Raw genomic sequence first — 17,288 nt, 5'->3', positions numbered from 1 at the left:
CACAGGAAAATATTCATACGCCTTCCTGATTAATTCAAAAAAACCATTGTGTAATTTTTATGAGGAAACCTGAAGTGGTCGCGCTGGTCGCCGATATCCGTTTCGATATATCGGGGCGCGAATGCGGCGCGCCCGGATCTCGCGGCGAACGACCTGCCACGGACCAGAGTTCCATTTCGAAATGGAAACGCTATTGGCCGCGGGTCCTGCGTTGCCTTCTCGTCCCTCTGGTGATGGTCGTGGCCATGCCGTCCGCCGATGCAGCTGACACCTGGTACGACGGCGCGACGCCGATCTTTCGCCATATCGAGGTACCCGGCGACATTGTGCCGACAGTCATGCTGCAGGATCGAGAAGGGTTGATCTGGGTCGGATCGCAAACCGGTCTGGCCAGTTGGGACGGCTACCGCTTTCATACCTATGTCGCGAGCCCTGGTGTGTCCGATGGCTTGCCATCATCCTGGGTCACCGCACTGTACGAGGACCGCGAAGATCGCCTCTGGGCGGCCACGGACGGCGGCGGGTTGACGCGGCTCGACAAGGCAACTGGCCGCTTCCGGACACTGGGCGCGGGCCCTGCTGGCCTGAGCAGTGCAAACGTATTCGCGCTCGCGGCGGACGGCACGCACGGCCTGTGGGTAGGCACGGCCGCGGGGCTGGACCGGCTGGACTTCGCCACCGGTAAGGTGCAGCGTCACACCGACGGCGCGAGCGCGCCTGGCCTGCCGGCTCACCGCGTCAACGCGCTCCTCGTTGACCGCCATGGCAATCTCTGGGTCGGCACGGTTGACGGAATCTACGTGCTACGCACCGGCACCCGGATTTTTCACCCGGTGACGACAGGCATTGCTCAGAGCGCCATCGAGGTGTGGGCACTGTCCGAGGATGCGGCGGGACGTATCTGGGTCGGCACGCAGGCGAGCGGCGCTTTCGTCATTGAACCCGGCAGTGCGACGGTCCAACAGGTGCGTGACAGCGAGCGCAGCGACGGAAAGGGCGTCGAGACAGACTGGGTCTCTTCGATCATCGATGCTGGCGACGCTCAGGTGTGGCTCGGCACGTGGTCTCACGGCATCGTGCTGGTCGATACCCGGACCTGGACGACGCGGCGTCTGCGCCATGACCCGGGGTTGCTCGGCAGCCTGGGCAAGGACGATGTGCCGACACTGCTGCGCGAACGCAGTGGTCTTGTCTGGGCGGGCGGACCCAATCTGTTCGATTCGATCAATCCGACGCAGCGCGCGATATCCACCTGGTACGGCAGTCATCTGCTTGGCGGCACGCGAACAGGGGTTACCGCGGTGCTTGTGCGGCCCGACGGCTGCGTCTGGCTTGGTGGCGATACCGGCGGAGTCGAGATCGTTCCGCCAGATTCCGGGCGCGGCCGCCTGCTGGCGGCCCAGGATGGCGCGCCGCGCAGCGCGCTTCCCAAGGCCGCTGTGTTCTCGTTGACAGGAGGGCCGGACGGCAGGGTCTACATCGGTACTGGAAAGGGGGTGTATCAGACGCGTGACGGCGGCCGCAGTGCCGAGCGGATGGAGGTCCCTGGCCGCCCGCTGACCGCGTTGGCCAGGGCATTGCGCGTGGTCGGCGGCCGGCTCTGGGTCGGCGGGACAAACGGACTGAGCTACGTCGACCTGTCCGCACAAGCCACCGCGGTGCAAATCATCCCAGCCGCTCTGCAAGGCGCGGACATCATGACCCTTAACGGCCTCGAAGACGGATCACTTTGGGTGGGTACATCGACCGGGCTAGTGCGATACTGGCCGACCACCGGCCGCCTCGAACGGGTGTGGCCGGATGGACCGGAGCGGGCCGGCTTGCCCGGCAGCCGGGTTACCTCTGTAGTCCAGGACAGACGTGGCCGGGTATGGGTCGCGTTCTACGGCGGTGGGGTGGGCATGGTCGAGCCGGGCGCGCAGGGAGCGGTCATGCGAGTGCACCGCATCGGGAACGAGCAGAGTCTGCAGAACAACGCCGCGAACGCCCTGCTGCTCGATGCGCAAGGTAACGCATGGGTGAGCACCGATAACGGCATCCTGCGAATCGACGCCGACACGCTGGCCACAACGCTGCTGCAGCAGGCCGACGGGGTGGGGCTATTCCCGTACTGGACCTCCTCGGCGGATGCGACACCGGAAGGCGACCTGCTGTTTGGCGGCAGTGGGTTGACGGTTGTGCATCCCGGGGAATTCAAGCCCTCGCGCTTCCGGGCTCCCATCGTACTTACGGATCAGGAAGAGCGGCCGATACCGCCGTCCGGAATTACGCTCGACCCTCCGAAACGCGCGATACAGATTACTTTTGCCCTGCTCGACTACTCGTCTCCCGACCGCACGCGCTACGCCTACCGCCTGGCCGGCCTGGAGGACGCGTGGACTGACTCACCCGCCCATCTGCGCATCGCCCACTACACGAACGTGCCGCCTGGCAACTACACGCTGCAGGTGCGGGCATCGAACCGTCCGGGCGAGTGGACCGCGTCGGCGAGCTTGCCGATCCGCGTGGTGCCGGCGTGGTATGAGACGATTTACTTCCGGATGGTCATGGCCGCGTTGCTGCTGGTGCTCTTCGGTATGCTGACCCAACTGCGCACACGGCTACTGCGTCGCCGCGCAATGTCGCTGGAGGCGCTGGTCGTACAGCGGACGCGGGAACTCCAGCAGCGATCCGACGAGCTTGTGCGCCGCACGGCGGAATTGCAGGCTAGCGAACAGCGGCTCGAGCAGTTGGCCTACTTCGATGGTTTGACAGGTCTCGCGAACCGGCGGCATTTCAACGACGATCTGCAGGTGCTGGTGGGGCAAGCGCGCCGGGGCGCCGAATTCGCACTCGTGCTGGTCGACCTCGACCGATTCAAGCCGATCAACGACCTTTATGGTCATGACACCGGCGACGTGGTACTAAAGACGGTCGGCTCGCGCCTGCGTCTGGCGACGCGCGAGGTCGATCTCGTCGCCCGTCTTGGCGGCGACGAGTTCGCGGTGCTGCTCAGACAACCTGGGGCGCGCGAAGACGTAGCCGCAGTGTGCGAACGAATCATTGCCACGTTCACCCGCCCAATTCCGTATCGCAGCCTGTCGCTAGAGGTCAGGGCAAGCGTCGGTGTAGCACGGTGCCCGCAGGACGCAGGAGATGCCGAGTCGCTGTACAAGTCTGCGGACGTCGCGCTCTACGCGGCAAAAGAGGCTGGCCGCGGTTCCTGGCGCTGGGCTGGTGCGGCCGTCGAAGTGGATCGCCCACATGATTGTTGATTTGCACGGAATCCTGAACGCCGTGGCTCCGGCTATGCGGGCGCCGACATAAGACTCACATAGCTCTTGCCCTCGAACGTCTCCCATCGGGAAAACTGAAGAACCGTAATCCCTCGGCGACGTGCCGACGTTCCTCATTGCGAGCGAACGGATCGAGAGGTGTCTCACGAATCCATGGCAGGCGAGCGAGAACCGGCATCGGCCATCGGATCCACGGACCGTACATGCGCTTGCTACGTCCTTACCGTGGCGCTCCAGGCCGGACGATCCTGTCCTCAGGGAACACTTTTTTGTCCGAAACTGACCTCGCTTCACTCCCGTCCTGTGACTAACATCAAATCGGTAGATCGAGGACGTCATCTGCGATTGGTGATCGTGGATCTGCTCGCGCGACATAGAACATCAAATCTGACGGAGACATCACCGTGCACATTCATTCTCGTAGCTCGAGCGTCGCGCGCATGATCACGCTCGTCGTCGCCTCGGCGGCCTCGACCTGCGGCATTGGCGCGACCTTGCCTGCAGCCCGCTCAGGTACGTGCGAACGCCTTCAGGGTTTTGTTGTGCCTGCCTCCGAGATCGGCTTGCCAACGTCTGGCGCGAGCGTAACTGCGGTCAAAGAGGTCGCCGCCAGTGGCAGCGGTGCAGCGGCGTTGCCCGACTACTGTGAGGTGACGGGCAAGATCTCGCCTGTCGACAGATCGGCGCCCGATATCGACTTCGAGGTTGCATTGCCTGCGCAATGGAACGACAAGGTCGTCATGTTCGGCGGTGGAGGCTTTGACGGGACCATCCCTGATGTCACAGGCAATGTGCCCAACGGCCCTGTCGACAAACTCGTGCCGCTCGGTCGTGGCTACGCGACGTTCGCGAGCGACTCCGGCCATCAGGCGAATGCGCTGGCTTCCCAGGACGGGAGTTTCGGCTTGAGCGACGAGGCAGTGAGGAATTTCGGCGGCGACGCGATCAAGAAGACGCGCGATGCGGCGCTTGCGATTATCAAGGCTCGCTACGCGCATGCTCCTCGCGAAGCCTATTTCGCAGGCGATTCGACTGGCGGAAGGGAAGCCGTGACGGCAATCCAGCGCTGGCCGTCGGACTGGGACGGCGCGATCGCATGGTACCCGGCATGGAACGACGCAGCAGCACTGCTAGCAGGTCAGCGTATGAATCGCGCGCTGGCGAAACCTGATGCCTACCTTTCCACGGGGAAAAGGGAGGCCGTGTACGACGCTGCGATGGAGGCCTGCGATGCGCTTGATGGCGTTGTCGATGGCCTGATCAGCAATCAGCAGGAATGCAACGCGCGCTTCGATCCGTCAACCGCTACCCTTCACGGTGCTCCGTTGCGCTGCCCGAAAGGGGCGGACACCGGCGACAATTGCCTGTCGGACGCGCAGATCGAGGCCTTGAAGACAATCAATACGCCAACCTACTTGCGTTTCCAGCTCGCCGATGGTGAGACAGAGTACCCCGGCTACAACGTCTGGGGCGCCGATCTTGGCATAACGACCCGTACTTCACCCATAGAGCCCGAGGTCACGTTCCTCGCATTCGGAACCTCCCAGCCGGCGAATCCGATGCCCCTGACAGCACCGTACGTCAGCGTCCTGACCGACCAGTGGTTCAAATACTCCGTTACGCGCGACCCCAGCTTCGACTCGCTGGCACTCGATCCGGAGCAGCCGGGTGTGTGGGCCAACCGTATCAATCAGCTGAGTGAAGAGCTCGATGCGAGCACCGATATTTCCGCTTTCCGGGCACTTGGCGGGAAACTTCTGCTCGTGCATGGCATAGCTGACGTCCTGGTCAGTACGCGCGCCACTGAGGAATACTATCGGCGGCTTCAGGCGCAGTACGGCATCGATCAGGTCGATTCGTTCGTGCGTTTCTATGAGATTCCTGGCCTGGGCCACGCGGTAAGCAGTACTTTCAATGCAACGTGGGATTCGTTGTCGGCACTTGAGCAATGGGTGGAAAAAGGCAGGGCGCCGGTGGACCAGGTAACGACCGATACTGCGGGCGTTCCCGGGCGCACGCGACCGCTGTGTGATTTCCCCAAATGGCCGCGGTACCAGAGCGGCGACGTCAATCTCGCTGCTTCGTTCAAGTGCGTTGAATGAAAGGGCGTGAGGGCGGCGCCGGGCGAACTGCGAATGGCAAGACATGGCGTGTATCGTGCCGTGATCCTTCACACTGCCGCATTGCGACCTATGCATGCGAAGCGGGCACTCCTGCCATGAGCAGAGCCAAACCCGTTTGGGTAGGATGATGGGTAGACCGTGTTAAGGCAACGCAGAGCGGGAGTCAAACCTTGCGGCGCTTCGCGGGCAACCGTTGAAATCGGCTGCCTTCCGCCGATCAAGGCTTCCGGGCATTCCGATATCTTTCATCGTCGCCCCGTGCGCCCCCGATCTTAAAGCGGTCTATGTGTAACGACCGCAGCCAGCCTAGAATGCCGTCCCAATCTGGAACTGGAATTTCTGGTACTGGTCGCCGGCGTGCTTGACGAGCGGGAAGCCAAGGCTGAGCTTGAGCGGCCCGATCGGCGAGATCCACGCGAGACCCGCACCGTACGCATAACGCAGACCGTTCGCGCCGGTACTGTTGCCTTCGTTGCCCCAGACGTTGCCGCCATCGAAGAATGAGAATACGCGCAGCGTGCGATCGTAGCCGGTACCTGGCAGCGGGAAGGTCAGTTCGATGTTGCCGACCAGCAGCTTCGAGCCGCCGATCGGATCGCCGGTGGTCGCATCGCGCGGACCCAGCGAGCTCGGCTCGTAGCCGCGCACCGAACCGATACCGCCAGCGTAGTAGTTCTTGAAAATCGGGAACGGCTTGCCGTCGAGACCGTTACCGTAACCACCCTGGAAGTTCAGGCCCAGCACGAAGCCTTTCGAAAACGAGTAGTAGTACTGTGCCTGCAGGTCGGCCTTATAGTAAGGTGTACTGCCCAGAGGCGAGCCGTATTCTGCGTTGGCCTGCGTGAAGTAACCGCGGCTCGGCACCAGTGCACTGTCGCGATTGTCACGCGACCACCCGATCGTCAGCGGCACGTTGTTCGACACGCGCCCGAAGGAGTTGACGTAGTCAATGTAGCTTTGCGGTGTGGTCGAGTCGACGTCGAGACGGTTCTGCTCGATGCCGAGACCGAAGTACACCATGTCGGCTTCGGAGAACGGGATGCCGAACTTCAGGTCCGCGCCGACCGTAATGATGCGAAAGCTTGTGTCGTTAACGCTGGAGAAAACGAGTGGTTCGCTGGTGCGATAGTAGACGTCGGTAATGCGCTTGATGCCGTCCACCGTGAAGTATGGGTCGACCTGTGTGACCGTCAGCGTACGGAACGTCGTCGCGGTATTCACGTTCACCGCGAGGCTCGTACCCGAACCGAACACGTTGTCCTGCGACACGCCTGCCGAAATGATCGGGCCTTCGCCGGAACCGTAGCCAAGACCTAGAGTAACGGAGCCGGTCGGCTTTTCCGTCACCTTCACGGCGATGTCGACTTCGTCGGCGGTGCCTTCGACTGGCACGGTGGTGACGTCGACATCCGTGAAGTAGCCGAGACGGTTGATCCGGTCTTTCGACAGCGCAAGGCGACTCGAATCGAACCACGAGCTTTCGAGTTGACGCATTTCGCGGCGGATCACTTCGTCGCGCGTGCGGGTGTTGCCCACGATGTTGATGTTCCGCACGTATACGCGGCGGCTCGGATCCACCTGCAGCGTCAGGTCGACTGTATGGTGTTGCTGGTCGATCTGCGGCTCCGCGTTCACGGTTGCGAACGCATAACCGTATTCACCGAGCTTGTCGACCACGGCCTTCGTGGCAGCCTTCAGCTTGGCAGCGGAAAATCGGTCGCCCGGTTTGATCTTGACGAGTTTCGTCAGCTCTGCCTGGCGATCGAGCAGGTTGCCGGACAGACGGATGCCCGAAATCGTGTACGGCTCGCCCTCATGCAGCGTGAGCGTCAGGTACATGTCTTTCCTGTCTGGCGACAGCGAGACCTGGGTCGAATCGATATTGAATTCGAGGTAGCCGCGGTCGAGGTAATACGAGCGCAGGTTCTCGAGGTCGGTGGTCAGCTTGTCTTTCGAGTACAGGTCGTTCTTGGAGTACCACGAGAACCAGTTTGGCGTGGACTGCTGCATTTCGTCGTGCAGCGTGCCGTCGCTGAACACCTTGTTGCCGATGAAGTTGACCTGGCGGATCTTCGCGCTCGGACCTTCGATCACCGAGAACAGCAGGCCGACGCGATCGCGGTCGATCGGCGTAACCGTGGTCGTGACTTCGGCGGCATAGAAGCCGCGGGTCAGGTACTGGCGTTTGAGCTCCTGCTCGGCGCGGTCGACCAGCGACTTGTCGTAATAGCGGCCCAGCGACAAGCCGACCGAGTTCAGCGCCTTGTTCAGGTTGTCCTTGTCGAATTCGTGGAGGCCCGAGAAATCGATCGTGCCGATGGCAGGGCGTTCCTCGACCTGCACGACGATGACATCGCCTTCGGCCGAAATCCTGACATCGTTGAAGAAGCCCGTTGCGTACAGCGCGCGGATCGCAGCGGACGCCTTGTCGCCAGTGAAGATGTCGCCCCGTTTGATGGGCAGATAGGAGAAGACTGTGTTTGGCTCGACGCGTTGCAAGCCTTCGAGCCGGATGTCGCGAACCACGAATGAGTCAGCGGCATTCGCCGACATTGTTGACGCGCTTAAACCAACGAGGGTCAATGCCCTCACGCAGCGGGACAACAAGATTTTTACTTTCATACAGAGTGAGCGAAAAGAAATCCACGCAGACACGAAAACCGCTGCCACGTGAAGTCCAATGGACGACTCGCGAGGTGCGGAGGGAAGAGCGACCCGTTGTTCTATTTCAATCTGAAGTCCGAGATGTCGTTGCCCTGGACGAGATCTTTGACTTGTGCAAGCACCTCCTGTCCGTTCACGAATGTCCATGTCTATCGTCCACGAAACATCACAAGAGCCGAACACGGCACGAGCATGACGATCGCAATGTGCTCGACGAAGAACGTCACCAGTCGCTTGCCCTCATCAAAAGGACGGCAAGAGCATTGATCCAATGAGTGACGCGAACCGGGGCGGCGTCATGGCTGGAGAAACGGAACCAGGATCGCGAATATTCCAGCGCGTGAAAAATAAAGTCATACCTTACAAACGCTCCACCTCTAAAGCGAACGGGTCAATGACAGGAAGCACCGGAGGTGCGAAATTTTCATGGAATATTCGAGGGTCGCCGTTCGTTATACAGAGATCGTTGTGCCGAAAAGGAATGGAGACATGATGTCCAAATCAATCGTGATGTTGACGCTTTGGGCCGGTCTGGCTGCGCCTCTCGTTTCCCCAGGTGTCGTGTTTGCCCAGAATTGCACCCCCACTCTCGCAGATGGTTCTCTTAACCAATGTCCTCCGATGGGCGGCGGCGGTCACGTAGACCACCGACCCGACCGGTTGCCTCACGGCGACAACGATTCCCACGGGAACAATGGCATTCACGGTACCCCGAGCGTCCACAGTACTGGCGGAGCCGCCACTTTCAATGGCGACGGAGCTCACAGCGCAGGCATGGGGCACGGCGGAGGCGCCGGAAGTGGCGCGGGTGGCGGCCACGGAAAATAGAGGTTGGTGCGACCAGCTGTGCCGCACGTTTTCGATGCAATGCATTGGCAGGAGAGGGGAAGGAGCGTCAATTGAAACTGGCACGTGGGGTGGATGTTGTCCGCAAGCGCATGAGCAAGCTCTTTCACCTGAATGCACTGAAACGTTCATCCGGAGCCGGAGCGCAGTCCATGCCGGAAGTGGAATGCGAGTGGGTGATTGCGTACCGGACGGCGCATGGCTTCTGTTGCATTTACCGCGGAGTGCCCATTGATTTTCGCACTATGTTCGACCTCCAGATCTGGGTCGAAGAGCACAATGTGCGGACCTACTTCATAGGTTCTTGAAGCGCGCCTTGTACAACGTCGCCGGCTACTCTTGAGAGTTTGAACACGGCAGCCGTGATCGTTGACGATCATGGCTGCCGTCACGTTGCCACATATCGCCTCATTCCCAAAGCAATTGCCACATCTCGGTCATGTTCGAAGCTCATTCTTGCGGGTGCCTTCCCCGGTTGTGAGTTAACAGTTGTCTCCCTGTAGCGCGTGCCGTGAATCCAGGAGTCCTTATCTTCTGGTTGCACTGGACGTCGTCTCCCTCAATAAACGGCAGATAAACAGCGAACATGACATCAAACAGTCGACGTGATTTCCTGCGAGCCGCCGCGCAAGCGGCCGGTGCGGCCACCGCACTGGGTGCAGTACCTATGGGTATCCGCAGTGCACTGGCGATACCTGCGCACAATGCGACCGGCACGATCGAAGACGTACAGCACATTGTTGTCTTCATGCAAGAGAATCGTTCTTTCGATAACTACTTCGGGTCACTGCGTGGCGTGCGCGGCTTCGGCGACACACGTCCGATTCCACTGACTACCGGCAAGTCTGTATTCTTCCAGCCCGCCAACAATGCGGATGGTTATGTCTTGCCTTTCCGCCCCAATCTTCCGAACCTCGGTCTGCAGTTCGTGCAGGATCTGGACCACAGCTGGCCTGGCACGCATGCGGCATGGAACAGCGGCCGCTACGACCAGTGGGTGCCGGTCAAGGGCACGACGACGATGTTCCATCTGACGCGCGAGGACATCCCGTTTCACTATCAGCTGGCTGACTCATTTACGATTTGCGACGCCTATCATTGCGCAGCCATGACGCCGACCGATCCGAACCGCTACTACATGTGGACGGGCTGGGTAGGCAACGACGGAACCGGCGGCGGCCCCGTGATCGATAACGCCGAGGCCGGTTACTCATGGAGCACGTTCCCGGAAAAGCTTGAGGCTGCCGGCATATCGTGGAAGGTCTACCAGGACATGGGTTCCGGTCTGAATCCGTCGACCGGCTGGGGCGACGACGAGAACCCCTTCATCGGCAACTTCGGAGATACCTCGCTTCTGTTCTTCAAGCAGTATCAGAACGCACAACCCGGCAGTCCGTTGTTCGAAAAGGCACGCACTGGTACGCAGGTCGAAGTGAGCGGAACCTACTTCGACATACTCAGAAAGGACGTGCAAAACAATACGTTGCCGCAGGTTTCGTACATCGTGGCCCCGGAAGCGTTTTCGGAACACGGCAACTGGCCGCCGAACTACGGCGCATGGTATGTCGACCAGGTCCTTCAGGCACTCACGTCCAATCCGGAAGTATGGAGCAAGACGGTACTGCTTTTGACCTACGACGAGAACGATGGCCTGTTCGATCACATGCCGCCGCCGTATGCGTCGTCCACGCCTGCAACAGGCCTTTCTACCGTCTCCACAGCGAACGAGTTTTTCGCGGGTTCGAGCGGCAATCAACCTGGTCCCTACGGTCTTGGGCCACGCGTACCGATGATTGCCATCTCGCCATGGTCAAAGGGTGGTTACGTGTGCTCGGAAGTCTTCGATCACACATCGATCATCCGGTTTATCCAGAAGCGTTTTGGGCACGGTAACAGCCTGGAGGAGCCGAACATCACGGCATGGCGCCGCACGGTCTGCGGAGACCTGACATCGATTTTCAACTTCAGGAACCCTAACGACGGCTTCCCGCAACTGCCACCCACCTCGTTTCCAGCGGACAAGAACCGTCATCCGGATGTGGTACCTGTCGTGCCGAGCAGTCAGTCGCTGCCGAAACAGGAATCTGGTGTACGGCCGGCACGCGCACTGCCGTACGAGTTTTTCGTTCGCGGCGGCGTGAGCGGGCAAGGCAACGCGTTCCGTTTGCACATGACGAACACGGGGCGCGCGGGTGTCAACTTCCAGGTCTATTCGGGTAATGCGACGGATCTGCCGCGCAGCTATACGGTTGAAGCAGGTAAGGATCTTTCGGACGAGTTGATGCTCGCTCCGGGAGGGGGCTACGACTTTTCCGTGTTTGGACCCAACGGCTATCTGCGCCGCTTTGTGGGCAAAGCAAACTCTACAGGGGAGCAACAAACAGCGTTTCAGATTGCCGACGGCTACGATGTCGCAAACGGCAATCTGCAACTGCGTCTGACAAACCCGGGTAAAGAGCGGTCCGTTTTCAAGGTCGAGAGTGCCTACAACTCGCCGATGAGCGGCGATCTCAGCGTGCGTGGCGGTGATGTCAGCGTTCTGATGATTGATCTGCGAAATTCATTCGGCTGGTACGACCTGACAGTGACGGTCAACGCGGATGCAAATGCCCTGTGGCGCATTGCCGGTCACGTAGAAACCGGGCGTGACAGCGTATCGGATCCAGCGCTTGGAGGGTGATGTTGAGTCGCTGACGGCAGCGGTCTATGACTCTGCCACATGAACCATGAGCGGGCCGGTACGGCCGCTCATGGTTTTATTTTTCCGCTCTACATCGGCAAGATTGCAGGGCATGTTTAATGACAATGCTTCTGGGAAGCGACTTCGAAACCGCCAGTCAATGCCTCTCGGGCATTCCGATGTCTTCTGCAGGTTATAGGGCTACGGTTCCAGTAGACCGTCTTGGCAGAAAGTGAGTTTTGGCGATTCGCTGCTGGCGAGGGCCTGGAGTGGACGTGCCGAGACCGGACGTTATATCGAGGACGTGGCGAGCGATGTCAGTGTACGGTTGCACAATGGTCGCAAGCGGAGGGGCGAGGAATCTCGCAATGCTGTCGTCGAAGCCAATGAGCGACAGCCGTTGCGGCACTGCAATGTTCAACTCCTGCGCTGCCTGAAGAATGCCGGCGGCAAGAACATCGGCGCCGACGATTAGCGCCGTGGGATAGTGTGGGCGCGACAGTAGTTCGATGCCAAGCGTGTATCCATGAAGCGGTGCGTTCGGAATCACAAGGTCATAAGGCACAGTTCTGATTGTGCAGTGCTTATGGTCTACATCATGTTGCAGCAGTGCCTTGGTAAACGAAGCAATGCGGCATTCTTCGACGCTTGAGTTTCTGTGGGGACCCGCCTCTCTCGTGCTGGTGCCGCTTACATACCCGATGGACCGGTGACCGAACCAGACCAGATGCCTGACCGCCTCTTCAATTCCAGGTGTGGGGTCAATGCCGACCCGATGCACATCGCCAAGGTTGTCGCGCTCAATCTGGATGAGTGGAATCCCTGCGTCGCGGACGATATCGTAGTTCTCCAAAATGAATGGGTGGCACACGACAATTGCTTCGACATTGTGGTCGAGCAGATGTTTGAGCCCGTCCCGTTCGAGGTCGACGTTATATTCATGATCGACAGTCAACAGCGAATAACCTGCGGCGGCGGCCTCCATGCGCATCGCGTGTGAGATGTGTGCGAAGTGCGCGTTGTTGGTCGCGGAGTCGATCACAAGGCCGAGGGTGTAACTACGCTGGTTCCGAAGGCTTCTAGCCTGAATGTTGGGTCTGTAGCCGACCTTTTCGACGGCTGCCAGCACCCGCGCCCGGTTCTCTTCGGAAACATACCCGTTGTTGTAAACGACTCGTGACGCGGTCGAAGCGGAAACGCCGGCCTCCCGGGCGACGTCCGTCATCGTTGCGCGACTGGCTCGTGCGTTCATGATTTTGCCTTTACAAACAAATTGGATCTCACTACTCGTGTTTGCGCGCGGTCGTGCTGCGCTGCTGTGCAGCATAGTCTATCGAACCCGCCGGACGGCCTTCCGGCGGACTTTGCAACCCGACCGAATTTTGCCATGAACAGAAATGGGGTGGTGACGTCACCATCGCCGTCAAAAAAGGCCTTGCAGCTTTTCTTCGATCCCGATATGGTGACGTCACCACAGCGTCCTCGCTCGGAAATGAACCCAGGTTCTAAAGTCGGGAGATAGCAATGAAAAAATCCTATCCACTGTCTTTTCAGATGTTTTCAGCGCGCGATACCGTTCCGCTAAAGACACAGCTTGCTGAGCTTGCGAAGCTGGGCTACGAGAACGTAGAGCCATTTGGCGCCCTATACGCCGACCCCATTGAGTTTCGCAAGGAACTGGACGCCAACGGCTTGTCGGCGCTCAGTGGTCACTTTGATCTGTCGATGCTCGAAGCCGATACGGAGAAAGCGATTCACATTGCCAATACTCTTGGTATCGAGATTGTGATTGCGCCATGGCTCGACCCGTCATTGCGCCCAACGGATGCGAACGGATGGAAGGCTTTGGGAGCACGGCTGGCCGTCCTTCAAAAGAAGTTCGCCAAGGCCGGTCTGACGTTTGCCTGGCACACCCATGACTTCGAGTTCATCCGGCTGCCGGATGGTTCGTTTCCGGTTGAGCACATCTTTGAAGGCAACAGCGTCGGCCTGGAGCTTGATGTGGCGTGGGTTATCCGGGCAGGTGCCGACCCGCTGGTATGGATCGAGAGATACTCGGACCGTCTGGTGGCGGTGCATGTGAAAGACATCGCGCCGCAGGGCCAGAACCTTGAACAGGATGGATGGGCTGACCTCGGAGTGGGTGTGGTGGACTGGAAGCGTATCTGGCCCGTGGTCAACCGCGCGGAGCCGCGCGTGGCTGTTCTCGAACACGACCGTCCTGGCGACTGGATCAGGTTTGCAAAGAACAGCGCGGCAGCTTTCCGGGCTCTTGTCAGCGAGTGAACGACATGAAAATCAACATTGGCGTGATTGGTTGCGGAAACATCTTTGATGCGTATATCAGGAATGCGGTGCACTTTCGCGACCTGAGTTATGTCGCATGCGCGGACCTCAATACGGAGCTTGCGCAGCGTAAGGCTGCGCTCTACGGCCTCGAGGCGATGTCGATTGACGCGATGCTGGGCCGCGACGATATCGACGTGGTCCTGAACCTCACGGTGCCCAACGCGCACGCCGAGGTCTCCCTCATGGCGATTGCCGCAGGCAAGCACATCTATACCGAGAAGCCGCTGGCGGTAACGTTGGCAGAAGGGGCTGCGATTCTGGATGCTGCGCGGCAGCGTGGTGTCAGGGTGGGCTCCGCGCCCGATACGATTCTTGGGCCGGCGGTCCAGTCGGGGCGCGCGATCGTCGACTCTCAGGAAATTGGCAAGGTTGTGTCAGGCCTCGCCACGGTGCAGAGCCACGGTATGGAGCATTGGCATCCGAATCCCAGCTTCTTCTACAAGAAGGGTGGCGGACCGGTGCTCGATGTGGGGCCGTACTATGTGAGCACGCTGGTCAACCTGTTAGGGCCGGTCACGAGCGTGAAGGCATCGGGCACGATCGGCTACCCGGAGCGAGTCGTGACGACGGAAGGGCCAACGAAGGGTGACGTGATCAAAGTGGAGACGTACACCACCCTGCATGCCTTGCTCTCCTTCGCCAGCGGCGCTCACGTCACACTGCTCGCTAGCTGGGACGTCTGGAATAGCGATCTTCGTCCGATTGAGCTTCACGGAACGGAGGGTACGCTGCGGCTGGCTGATCCGAATTCGTTCAGCGGTGAGGTCGCCGTGTCAGTGGGCGCCAAAAGCTTCCGTAGCATCCACACGAACACGATGCCCTTCGGCGCTTTCAACCGTGACTGGGTTGGCGATGGCGTGTGCCGTTCCAGCTGTTATCGGGGACTCGGGCTGGCTGACATGGCTTCGGCGATCCAGGCCGGTGTGGTTCACCGGTGCAACGGCGAATTCGCATTCCACGTCCTTGAAACGATGCTGGCCATCGAAGATGCCGCGGCTAGCAACGGCACCGTCAATCTGAGGAGCTCTTGCAGCCGCTCGCCTCGGCTCACCGGGGAGGATGCGATGCGGCTGATGGCCTGAAGAAGTCAACGGCACCAATGACAATCGGTTCGGTTTGTATCGTGAAGGGAGCGACAGAGGTTAGCGAATGGACTACTAAACTTTAGCCGCCTGCCTGTCGAACGACGCACAAAGCGATTCCGTCAATGCGTCTATAGCAGGTTTCAGGTTACCCGTCTGACGTGGATAAACCAGCCAGACGCCCAGGCTCAGCTTGAAATCGCTGACGTCCAGGATCTCCAGCTGGTCGCGATACGGACTCGTGCGCAACACGTCGAGCGGCACGAGGCCGAGCCCCAGGCCAGCACCGACCAGCCGCAACTGCGTGTTCGTTGCTTGAGTGTCGACGCTAATCTTGAGCCGCTGGCCAGCGGCTTCCATCGAGCGTTCAAGGGCCGCCCTATATCCGCAGCCGTCCGGGTTGAGAATCCAGCCTTGCCCGACTAACGACCGTATCGAACTCTTACGCTTGACCAGCGGCTTATCCGCGCTCTGGATGACTTTCACCTCGAACGTAACGATCTGGCGGCCCGTCAGTCCGTGGGGTAGCCCCGTGCCCTCGGGAAGCATCAATACCGCAGCATCCAGTTGACCCTGTTCCGTCGCCTGCTGTAAGGCGGGGCTCCATTCCGTGTGCAATCTGATCTCCAGCGCGGGGAACAGTTCGTTCATCTTTAACACCGCGTCAAATAGCGTTGCATCGGCCACCGCGTGCGGCAGGCCGAAGCGGAAGGTGCCAGACGGCGCAGCGCCCTCGTGAGCAACATCGAGCAGATGCGACCAGGCGCCAAGCAACGTCACGGCCTGTTCGTACACGCGATTTGCGAGCGCAGTGGGCCGGGGTGGCTTCGAGTCGCGGTCGAACAGTTCGACCCCAAGCAATTGTTCGAGCCGCTGGACGCGTTTCGAAATGGCCGACTGCGACACGCAGAGGATGTCTGCCGCACGCGTCAAAGACGCCTCATTGATCACCGTCACGAACGTTTTCAGGTCGTCGATCATAATTCCAATATGTCATGTTTAATATGATATTTATTCTCTTGAGGAAAGTTGTGAGCAAGCTTAACCTGATCTCACTTCGCGCGCCAGTTCAATGACTGGTGAGCACTGACCAACGACGCCATGCCGTCATTTGCAGGAGCAATCGAATGCCTCTCGTACGCATCAACCTCTCAAGAAATGCCACGCCACAAGTTGTGCAGGCAGTGAGCGAGACGGTCTATCAGGCGATGGTGGAGATCGCGAACGTGCCGCGAAACGACAAGTTTCAGATTGTCACGCGCCACGCTGAAGACGAACTGATCTATCCGGCCGAAGGCTATCTGGGAATGACTTACTCGGCTTCCATCATATTCATTCAGGTGACGTGGAATGCGGGCCGCACGACAGAGATCAAGAAGGCGTTCTACAAGGCGATCGCGGACGGTATTCACGCGAAAACGGGCGTTCGAAAGGAGGATATCGTGATAAACCTCGTAGACGTCGCCCGGGAAGACTGGTCCTTCGGCAACGGCGAAATGCAATACGCGCCGAAGGAGTGATTGGGGGATCGACACGACCTTGACCCCGACCAAAGCAATGCCCACAACACCGGATCGGTCATTTCCTGGCGGCGGGTCGACAGTATTCGCACGCCCGTTTCATACCAGAGGCTTCAAGGAGGGCAAACAAGCCGACGAACAGGCCGACGAACAGGGGCGCAAACCTGATTTCAAAGGGTACTAAATTGCCTGAACTGAATCGATAAGATTGTTCCGCAGCGCCACGATCGCCTTCTGCACTTTGGCGAATTCATCTGGCGCGAGGCCAGTCGCCCCATTGAGACTCATAGTCAGGGCTCTTTCGCGCAGCCGCCGACCGTTTTTCGTGAGCCTGACTCGCACCTGACGCTCGTCTTCAGGATCGCGCTGCCTTTCCAGATAGCCCATCACCTCGAGCTTCTTCAGCATCGGCGTGAGCGTGTTGGATTCGAGAAACAGCTTCTCGCCCAGACCGCTGACGGTTGGGTTGTCTTCCTCCCAAAGCGCAACGATCGCGATGTATTGCGTATAGGTGAGCCCAAGCTCCTCGAGCATCGGCTTGTATGCCTTGCCGAACGCCAGGTTCGCGGAGTAGATCGCAAAGCAGAGGTAGTCTGACAGCGGTGCAGCCGCAGCGAGCGCCGGATTGGTAGTTTTCATCTGCATCCTCTTTGGCTGGAGCCTGATGTTTCACAAGACATACGAACAAATATACATCGCATGCGATTATATCGCAATATGGTGAATACCCCAAAATGAAGGCACGTGCC

The 17,288-nt window shown here is 59.5% G+C and carries 11 protein-coding genes; 7 read left to right on the top strand and 4 right to left on the bottom strand.

Translation table 11 applies throughout. The features are described from left to right. The first annotated feature begins 59 nt into the window (after positions 1 to 59). Both P3T20_RS22840 and P3T20_RS22835 read left to right on the top strand, forming a co-directional pair. Positions 60 to 3,254, top strand: coding sequence for a diguanylate cyclase domain-containing protein (locus tag P3T20_RS22840; protein WP_429287910.1), 3,195 nt, complete (start codon positions 60 to 62; stop codon positions 3,252 to 3,254). Between the two features lie 461 nt (positions 3,255 to 3,715). After that, on the top strand, positions 3,716 to 5,377 hold the full coding sequence (locus P3T20_RS22835) for a tannase/feruloyl esterase family alpha/beta hydrolase (protein ID WP_429288120.1): 1,662 nt from the start codon (positions 3,716 to 3,718) through the stop codon (positions 5,375 to 5,377). Positions 5,378 to 5,704: 327 nt separating this feature from the next. On the opposite strand, the gene bamA is transcribed toward P3T20_RS22835, so the two are convergent. Further along, on the bottom strand, positions 5,705 to 8,020 hold the full coding sequence (gene bamA, locus P3T20_RS22830; RefSeq protein ID WP_429287909.1) for an outer membrane protein assembly factor BamA: 2,316 nt from the start codon (positions 8,018 to 8,020) through the stop codon (positions 5,705 to 5,707). A 941-nt stretch (positions 8,021 to 8,961) separates the two neighbouring features. Between bamA and P3T20_RS22825 the strand changes: the two genes are divergently transcribed. Together P3T20_RS22825 and P3T20_RS22820 are read left to right on the top strand one after the other, a co-directional pair. Then, a complete protein-coding gene (locus P3T20_RS22825; protein WP_429287908.1) occupies positions 8,962 to 9,216 on the top strand; it encodes a hypothetical protein in 255 nt (84 codons plus the stop codon). Positions 9,217 to 9,494: 278 nt separating this feature from the next. Beyond that, on the top strand, positions 9,495 to 11,588 hold the full coding sequence (locus P3T20_RS22820) for a phosphocholine-specific phospholipase C (protein ID WP_429287907.1): 2,094 nt from the start codon (positions 9,495 to 9,497) through the stop codon (positions 11,586 to 11,588). Positions 11,589 to 11,781: 193 nt separating this feature from the next. Here the strand turns inward: P3T20_RS22820 and P3T20_RS22815 are convergent, their stop codons facing one another. After that, positions 11,782 to 12,840, bottom strand: a complete 1,059-nt coding sequence (locus P3T20_RS22815) for a LacI family DNA-binding transcriptional regulator (protein WP_429287906.1) — start codon at positions 12,838 to 12,840, stop codon at positions 11,782 to 11,784. A gap of 272 nt (positions 12,841 to 13,112) precedes the next feature. On the opposite strand from P3T20_RS22815, the gene P3T20_RS22810 reads away from it, so the two are divergent. Together P3T20_RS22810 and P3T20_RS22805 are read left to right on the top strand one after the other, a co-directional pair. Continuing rightward, positions 13,113 to 13,874, top strand: coding sequence for a sugar phosphate isomerase/epimerase family protein (locus P3T20_RS22810; protein ID WP_429287905.1), 762 nt, complete (start codon positions 13,113 to 13,115; stop codon positions 13,872 to 13,874). A gap of 5 nt (positions 13,875 to 13,879) precedes the next feature. Next, on the top strand, positions 13,880 to 15,019 hold the full coding sequence (locus P3T20_RS22805) for a Gfo/Idh/MocA family protein (RefSeq protein ID WP_429287904.1): 1,140 nt from the start codon (positions 13,880 to 13,882) through the stop codon (positions 15,017 to 15,019). 75 nt (positions 15,020 to 15,094) lie between these two features. Here the strand turns inward: P3T20_RS22805 and P3T20_RS22800 are convergent, their stop codons facing one another. After that, positions 15,095 to 16,000 (bottom strand): LysR family transcriptional regulator, encoded by a 906-nt coding sequence (locus P3T20_RS22800; protein ID WP_429287903.1) that lies wholly within the window; start codon positions 15,998 to 16,000, stop codon positions 15,095 to 15,097. Between the two features lie 146 nt (positions 16,001 to 16,146). On the opposite strand from P3T20_RS22800, the gene P3T20_RS22795 reads away from it, so the two are divergent. Continuing rightward, a complete protein-coding gene (locus tag P3T20_RS22795) occupies positions 16,147 to 16,539 on the top strand; it encodes a tautomerase family protein (protein ID WP_429287902.1) in 393 nt (130 codons plus the stop codon). A gap of 180 nt (positions 16,540 to 16,719) precedes the next feature. Here P3T20_RS22795 and P3T20_RS22790 read toward each other — a convergent pair whose 3' ends face one another. Continuing rightward, positions 16,720 to 17,178 (bottom strand): MarR family winged helix-turn-helix transcriptional regulator, encoded by a 459-nt coding sequence (locus P3T20_RS22790; protein ID WP_074267826.1) that lies wholly within the window; start codon positions 17,176 to 17,178, stop codon positions 16,720 to 16,722. Positions 17,179 to 17,288: the final 110 nt, after the last annotated feature.

The organism is Paraburkholderia sp. GAS206C (assembly GCF_050435645.1).
Taxonomy (GTDB): domain Bacteria; phylum Pseudomonadota; class Gammaproteobacteria; order Burkholderiales; family Burkholderiaceae; genus Paraburkholderia; species Paraburkholderia phenazinium_B.
This window is presented reverse-complemented; position numbering and strand designations above follow the sequence as displayed.

What these genes read in the sequence shown, in the direction of transcription:
- P3T20_RS22795 (WP_429287902.1), top strand. Translation starts at nt 16,147, where the DNA reads ATGCCTCTCGTACGCATCAACCTCTCAAGAAATGCCACGCCACAAGTT.
- P3T20_RS22840 (WP_429287910.1), top strand. Translation starts at nt 60, where the DNA reads ATGAGGAAACCTGAAGTGGTCGCGCTGGTCGCCGATATCCGTTTCGAT.
- P3T20_RS22790 (WP_074267826.1), bottom strand. Translation starts at nt 17,178, where the DNA reads ATGAAAACTACCAATCCGGCGCTCGCTGCGGCTGCACCGCTGTCAGAC.
- P3T20_RS22820 (WP_429287907.1), top strand. Translation starts at nt 9,495, where the DNA reads ATGACATCAAACAGTCGACGTGATTTCCTGCGAGCCGCCGCGCAAGCG.
- bamA (WP_429287909.1), bottom strand. Translation starts at nt 8,020, where the DNA reads ATGAAAGTAAAAATCTTGTTGTCCCGCTGCGTGAGGGCATTGACCCTC.
- P3T20_RS22800 (WP_429287903.1), bottom strand. Translation starts at nt 16,000, where the DNA reads ATGATCGACGACCTGAAAACGTTCGTGACGGTGATCAATGAGGCGTCT.
- P3T20_RS22810 (WP_429287905.1), top strand. Translation starts at nt 13,113, where the DNA reads ATGAAAAAATCCTATCCACTGTCTTTTCAGATGTTTTCAGCGCGCGAT.
- P3T20_RS22815 (WP_429287906.1), bottom strand. Translation starts at nt 12,840, where the DNA reads ATGAACGCACGAGCCAGTCGCGCAACGATGACGGACGTCGCCCGGGAG.
- P3T20_RS22835 (WP_429288120.1), top strand. Translation starts at nt 3,716, where the DNA reads ATGATCACGCTCGTCGTCGCCTCGGCGGCCTCGACCTGCGGCATTGGC.
- P3T20_RS22805 (WP_429287904.1), top strand. Translation starts at nt 13,880, where the DNA reads ATGAAAATCAACATTGGCGTGATTGGTTGCGGAAACATCTTTGATGCG.